Annotated in this window: 6 protein-coding genes; 4 read left to right on the forward strand and 2 right to left on the reverse strand. The window is 73.5% G+C overall.

Annotated elements, in window-relative coordinates:
• The 4 genes from NBX02_RS16605 to NBX02_RS16620 form a co-directional block, all read left to right on the forward strand.
• Nucleotides 1-1073, forward strand: a 1073-nt coding sequence (locus tag NBX02_RS16605; protein ID WP_250292090.1) for a beta-ketoacyl reductase, incomplete at its 5' end; no start/stop codon positions are given.
• On the forward strand, nucleotides 1070-2458 hold the full coding sequence (locus NBX02_RS16610; RefSeq protein ID WP_250286814.1) for a hypothetical protein: 1389 nt from the start codon (nucleotides 1070-1072) through the stop codon (nucleotides 2456-2458). The genes NBX02_RS16605 and NBX02_RS16610, both read left to right, overlap by 4 nt.
• Nucleotides 2459-3928, forward strand: a complete 1470-nt coding sequence (locus tag NBX02_RS16615) for an acyl-CoA reductase (RefSeq protein ID WP_250286816.1) — start codon at nucleotides 2459-2461, stop codon at nucleotides 3926-3928.
• Nucleotides 3925-5238: a cytochrome P450 gene (locus tag NBX02_RS16620; RefSeq protein WP_250286819.1), complete on the forward strand. Its 1314-nt coding sequence runs from the start codon at nucleotides 3925-3927 to the stop codon at nucleotides 5236-5238. Before NBX02_RS16615 ends, NBX02_RS16620 begins: the two co-directional genes overlap by 4 nt.
• Nucleotides 5239-5377: 139 nt before the next feature.
• On the opposite strand, the gene def is transcribed toward NBX02_RS16620, so the two are convergent.
• Complete coding sequence (gene def / locus NBX02_RS16625) at nucleotides 5378-5926, reverse strand: peptide deformylase (RefSeq protein ID WP_250286821.1); 549 nt, start codon at nucleotides 5924-5926, stop codon at nucleotides 5378-5380.
• A gap of 134 nt (nucleotides 5927-6060) precedes the next feature.
• On the reverse strand, nucleotides 6061-6294 hold a 234-nt coding region (locus NBX02_RS16630), incomplete at its 5' end, for a hypothetical protein (RefSeq protein WP_445548483.1).

Below are 6294 nucleotides of genomic sequence, written 5' to 3' on the forward strand. Positions count from 1 at the left end.
GGCTGCTGCTGCTCGGCCGGGCGCCGGCGCCGCCACGGGCCCGCGGTGACTTCCGGGCCGCGATCGAGGCCGAGGGCGCCACGGTGCGGGTGCTCTCCGCCGACGTCGCCGACCGGGAGGAGCTGCTCGCCGCGCTGGCGGGCGCCGACGACCTGCCGCCGGTGGCCGGTGTCGTGCACGCGGCCGGCGTGGTCCACAGTGCGCCGATCGACGCGCTCGACGAACGGTCGCTGCGGGCGGTCATGCGGCCGAAGGTGGCCGGCGCGCTCGTCCTGCACGAGCTGTTCCCACCGGGCAGCGTGGACTTCTTCGTGCTGTTCTCCTCCGCCGGCGGCCTGCTGCACCTGCCCGGCCAGGCGGCCTACGCCGCCGGCAACGCCTTCCTCGACGGGCTGGCCCGGCACCGCCGCGCCGCCGGCGACGATCACGCGGTGTCGCTGGCCTGGACGAGCTGGCGTGGCCTGGGCATGGCGGCCGCCGCGGCCTCCGCGGCCACTGTCGACGCCGAACTGCGCGCCCGGGCCGCTGGCGACGTCACCGCGGACGACGCGCTGCGCGCCTGGGGCGGCGTCCATCCTGGTCTCGGGGCGAACGTCGCCGTGCTCACCGTGCTGCCCGGCGCGGCCCCGGCGGCCGTGCTGCGCGCGCTGGCCGCCGCGCCGCCGGCCACGGCGGTGGAGTGGGCCGCGCTGCCGGACACGCAACGCCTCGAGCTGGTCACCGCACAGGTCCGGGACGCGGCGGCGGACGTGCTCGGGCTGCCGTCCGAGCGGGTGGACACGCACCGCCCGCTGACCGAGAGCGGGCTGGACTCGCTGCTGGCGGTGGCGCTGCGCGTCCAGCTCACCGAACGGCTCGGTGTCGCGGCCGCGCCGACACTGCTGTGGCACCACCCCACCGTCGCGGCGATCGCCAGCCATCTCGCGTCCACCGTGCCCGCGTCCACCGGGGCGGAACCGGTGCCACAACCGGAGCCGGAACCGGTGCCACAACCGGAGCCGGAGCCGGAACGGCGGCCCGCGCCACCTCCGGCGCGGGAACCCACGCAGCAGCCAGAAAGGGCCCAGCCATGACCAGCGACGAGGACCTGCTCACCTTCGCCGGCAATCCGATCGAGTACTTCGGGCACTCACGGCTGGCGATGCACACCCTTGCGCCGCGGCGGCTGGCCGAGCTGCAGCTGGCCGCGCTCAAGCTCCGGTTCGCGGCGTTACGGGACCGTATCCCGATCCTGCGCACCCTGGCCGAGGAACAGGGCATCGACGAGATCCGCTCGCTCGACGACGCCGCCCCGCTGCTGTTCCCGCACACCGTGTACAAGTCCTATCCGGCCCGGCTGCTGGTGGACAACCGGTTCGACCGGCTGACCACCTGGCTGTCCCGCCTGGTCACGGTGGACCTCTCCGGGCTGGACACCACCGGCTGCGCCTCGATCGACGGGTGGCTGGACCTCATCGACGCCAGCACCGAGCTCCGGCTGGCGCACTCCTCCGGCACCACCGGCACGATGTCGTTCATCCCGCACTCGGCCGTCGAGTACGACCGGCTGTACGAGATCGTCCGGCTGGACGTCATCCCGGACCGCGACCCCGAGGGGGTCGACGTGGTGTGGCCGAGCTTCCGCTCCGGCCGCAGCGGGATCGCCCGGCACGCCACCGCGATGGCTGAGCAGATCGCCGGGCATCCCGACCGGTTCCACACCCTGCACCCCGGGCTGCTCAGCGCGGACGTGATGTTCCTGGCCGGGCGGCTGCGGGCCGCCGCCGCCCGGGGCGAGCTCGACCGGGTCGAGATCAGCCCGGCCATGCGGCAGCGCAGGGCCGAGTTCGAGGACGCGCTGCACGCCACCGGCCGCGGGATGGGCGAGTTCGTCGAGCGGCTGGCCGACACGCTGCGCGGCCGGCGGGTGGCCTCCCTGAGCACCTGGGACGTCTTCCACGGCATGGCGGGGGCCGGCGCCGCGCGCGGGCTGCGCGAGCTGTTCGCGCCGGACTCGGTGGTCTTCCCCGGCGGCGGTTCCAAGGCGGGTGTGCTGCCGGACGACTGGGCGCGGGGGGTGGCCGGCTTCTTCGGCGTGCCCCAGCTGCAGCTCGTGTACGCGATGGTGGAGGTGATCTCGCTGAACCTGCTGTGCGAGAACGCCGGCTACCACCTGGAGCCATGGCTGATCTTCTACCTGCTCGACCCCGGCACCGGGCTGCCGCTGCCCCGGACGGGCACCCGGACCGGCCGCGCGGCCTTCCTCGACCTCACCGCCGAGATCCACTGGGGCGGCTTCGTCTCCGGGGACGAGGTCACCGTGACCTGGGACCCCTGCCCGTGTGGCCGCACCACCCCGCGGCTGGGCACCCGGATCGGCCGGTTCGGCGGCACCCGCGGCGATGACAAGATCACTTGCGCGGCGACCACCGAGGCGCTGGGTGAGGCGCTGGAGTTCCTCAACGGGGCGCTGGTCTAGATGCCGGCACCACTGATCCCCGCGTTCGTCCGGGGTGAGCTGCGTACCGCCGGCCCGGTCGAGTCCGCCGCCGGTTTCGCCGCGCCGGATCCGCTCGGCCTGCTCGACACGCTCCCGCTGCGCGACCCCGCGCGCATGGCCGAGCTGCAGTCGGTGCCGCTGACGGAGATCATCGATCTGCTCGGCGAGGTCGGCGCCAGGCTGTCGGTGCCGGACAACCCGTTCCTGGCCGAGGCGCTGGACCAGCTCGCGGCCTACTCGGACCTGACACCGGCCCTGCTGCGCTCCACCTACCGGCAGTTGCCGTCGCTGTTCGAGCCGGGCCTGGTCCGCTCGGTCGCCGAGCGCACCGTGGGCACCCGCTTCCTGGACGGCTGGGCCGACGTCGGCGCCGGGGCGGTCCGCGCGTTCGGCTCCCGCTGCGTGCACATCATCGCCGGCAACAACCCGATCATCGCCGCGATCACCATCGTGCGCAGCGCGATCACCCGGTGCGACACGATCATCAAGAGCCCGTCCAACGACCCGCTCACCGCGCTGGCCATCGCCCGGACGATCGCCGAGACCGCCCCCGGGCACCCGCTCACCCGGCACCTGAGCGTCGTGTACTGGAAGGGCGGCGACGAGCGGTTCGAGCGCGCCCTCTACCACCCGGCACAGGTGGAGAAGATCGTCGCCTGGGGCGGGCTGGCCTCCGTCCAGCACGTCACCCGCTACATCCGGCCCGGGCTGGAACTCGTCCCGCTCGACCCGAAGCTCAGCGCCACCGTCATCGGCGCGCAGGCCTTCGCCGACGCGGCGAGCATGGCCGCCACCGCCCGGCTGGCCGCCGCCGACGTCGGCGTGCTCAACCAGGAAGGCTGCTTCAACGCCCGGGTGATCTACGTCGTCACCGGCACCGGCCCGGCCGGGGTGGCCCTGGCCAACCGGTGGGGACAACTGCTCTACGACGCCGTCCAGGCGCTGCCGGAACAGGTCAGCACCCCGGCCCGCCGTTTCGACCCCGACCTGCGGGCCGACCTGCGGGTGCTGCGCGCGGACACCGACTTCTACCGGGTGATCGGCGGCAGGGCCGACGAGGGCGCGGTGGTGGTCTCACAGCTGCCCGACCCCGTCGACTTCCACCAGACGCTGTCCGGACGGGTGGCCAACGTCGTCCCGGTCGACGACGTCGCGGACGCGGTCCGCGCGATGAACGCCTACACCCAGACCGTGGGGGTGTACCCGGAATCGCTCAAACGGCAGCTGCGCGACACAGCTCCGCTGTACGGGGCGCAACGGCTGGTCTCGCTGGGCTACGCGACGCGTTTCCGCGCGGACCTCCCCCAGGACGCCATGGAGCCCACCCGGCGGATGGTCAAGTGGATCGTGGACGAGACCTACCACCCGGAGCTGACCCACCCGCTGGAGCACCTGCGTCCCGGGAGCGGGCGGCGGGAAGCCGACCAGGAAGCCGAAGTGGCCCGGTGACCAGGAACACGAACAAGATCGCGGCTGGCGAGGACGTGGCCGGAAGGCCGGACACGGCCGAGAGACCGGACGTGGCCGAGAGCGGCGCCGGGAACGGGACGGCGGGCGGGGGCACGGGCAGCGCGCGGAGCGTGACCGCGGCTGTACGGCGGCTCATCGCAGACTTCGACCACCACGACCCGGCCTTCGACCCGGAGACGGCCATCGCCGTGCACCGGGGCATCCGGGAACGCGGCCGGGTCGTCCGTTCCCGGGCGTACGGCGGGATCTGGATCCTGTCCCACTACGACGACGTGGCGACCGCGCTGAAGGACCACGAGACCTTCAGCTCCGCGTCCGGGGTGTTCTTCCCCCGGGCGGCGGGGACCCCGCGGTTCGCGCCGCTGGAATACGACCCCCCCGAGCACACCACCTTCCGCGCCCTGATGCGGCCACCGTTCCTGGCGGCCCGGGCCCAGGACCTGCGACCGGCGGTGTCCGCCCTGGTGGCACGGCTGCTGCGACCGGTGGTGGAACGCGGGCACGGCGACCTGGTCGCGGAACTGGCCGTACCGCTGCCGCTGGCCGTGGTCGGCCTCGCCGTCGGTTTCTCCCCGGACGCGCAGCAACGCATCCGGCGGCTGACCGCGAACACCTGGTCGAGAATGCCCACCGACGACAGCCCCGACGGCTTCTGGCCGCCGTTCGCCGAGCTGTTCCGCGCCGAGATCCAACGGGCCCGCGCCGACCCCGGCGAGGACTACCTGTCCGCCCTGGTGCGGTCGGACTTCGACGGCCGGCCGGTCACCGACGCCGAGCTGCACGTGATGCTGGTCGCCTTCGCCATCGCCGGCCACGAGACGTCGATGAACACGCTCGCGCACCTGCTCTGGCAGCTCGCCCGACGTCCCGACCTCCAGGACGAGCTGCGCGGACGGCCCGAGCTGATGCCGGTGGCGGTGGAGGAGACGCTGCGGCTGTGGACGCCGGTGGACCACGGCACCCGGCTGACGACCAGGCCCGTGGAGATCGCCGGTACGACGATCCCCGCCGGCGCGCGGGTCGTGCTGCTCACCGGGGCGGCGAACCGGGACCCGGCGAAGTTCCCCGGCCCCGACGAGTTCCGGCTGGACCGGGACCCGGTCCGGCACCTGACCTTCGGCCAGGGCGCGCACTTCTGCATCGGCGCGCACCACGCCCGCACGGAGTTCCTCGCCGTCCTGGCCGAACTGGCCCGGCATCCGAACTACCGGCTCACCGGCCAGCCACGCCGCTACTTCGAGAACGGCCGGCACATCTGCCTCGACCGGCTGCCTGTCGCGTTCGGCTGACCGTGGGGCGTCCTCCCGCTCGGCGCGGCCCGTCCGGGACCGCCGGGCGGGGAAGGCACGGCCCCGGCTGGGAAGCGGAGGCCCGTCACCCGGCCGAGCGGCGAGGAGCCGGCCGGCCAGGGCTGGCCGGCCTGGACGGTCAGCGGGCGCGGCCGAACAGCGGGTGCGGGGACACCTTCACCGCCGGCGGAGCCTGCCCGGCCCACTCCGCCTCGCGGATGGCCTTCATGGCCGCCTTCTTCGTCTCCGAATCCAGCCGGTCGATGAACAGCACCCCGTCGAGATGGTCGGTCTCATGCTGGACGCAGCGTGACAGCAGGCCGCTGCCCTCGATCGTGACAGGATCGCCGTGGACGTTCTGGCCGACCGCGATCACCCGCTCCGGCCGTCTCAGCTCGAAGGAGAGGCCGGGCAGGGACAGGCAGCCCTCCTCGCCGTCCATCAGCTCCTCGCTGAACGGCCCGAGGACGGGGTTGACCAGGTGGCCCACCTCGCCGTCCACGTCGTAGGTGAACACCCGCAGCGACACCCCGAGCTGCGGCGCGGCCAGCCCGACCCCACCCGCCTCGTGCATGCTCTCGACGAGGTCGTCGACCAGGCGGCGGAGCTCCTTGTCGAAGGTGGTGACCAGTTCGGCCACCGTCCGCAGCACCGGGTCCCCCAACAGCCGGATCTCTCGGACCGTCACTGCCGCACCTCTTCCCGACCGCTTCCCGCGCCCTCTTCCCGCGCCCGCAACATGTATCCATCAAAATACACGTCCATCAGGAACGAATTTATTACACTAAGTAACTTACGCGAGACATGGTCATCACGGCATCATCACAGCAAGGTGATCGGATCGGGGACGACCCGCACCGGTGGGGAGCGGCGGGCGTCGAGGACGCCGCTGGCCGCCTTGAGCGCGGCGGCGAGCTGCTGCCCCTGTGCCCTGGGGACCCGCACCAGGACACGCTCCCACCGCTGCCCGGCGGGCTCCGGCACGTCCGCGTCCTCGGCGCCGGCGGGCCGGGCCGCCCTCCCCGCGGGGGCGGACCGACCTGTCCCGCCGGCGGG

The sequence above is a fragment of the Protofrankia sp. CiP1_Cm_nod1 genome (assembly GCF_920888515.1).
In the GTDB taxonomy this organism is placed as follows: domain Bacteria; phylum Actinomycetota; class Actinomycetes; order Frankiales; family Frankiaceae; genus Protofrankia.

Coding starts and splice junctions, on each gene's coding strand:
- NBX02_RS16615 (WP_250286816.1), top strand. CDS start 2,459: ATGCCGGCACCACTGATCCCCGCGTTCGTCCGGGGTGAGCTGCGTACC.
- NBX02_RS16610 (WP_250286814.1), top strand. CDS start 1,070: ATGACCAGCGACGAGGACCTGCTCACCTTCGCCGGCAATCCGATCGAG.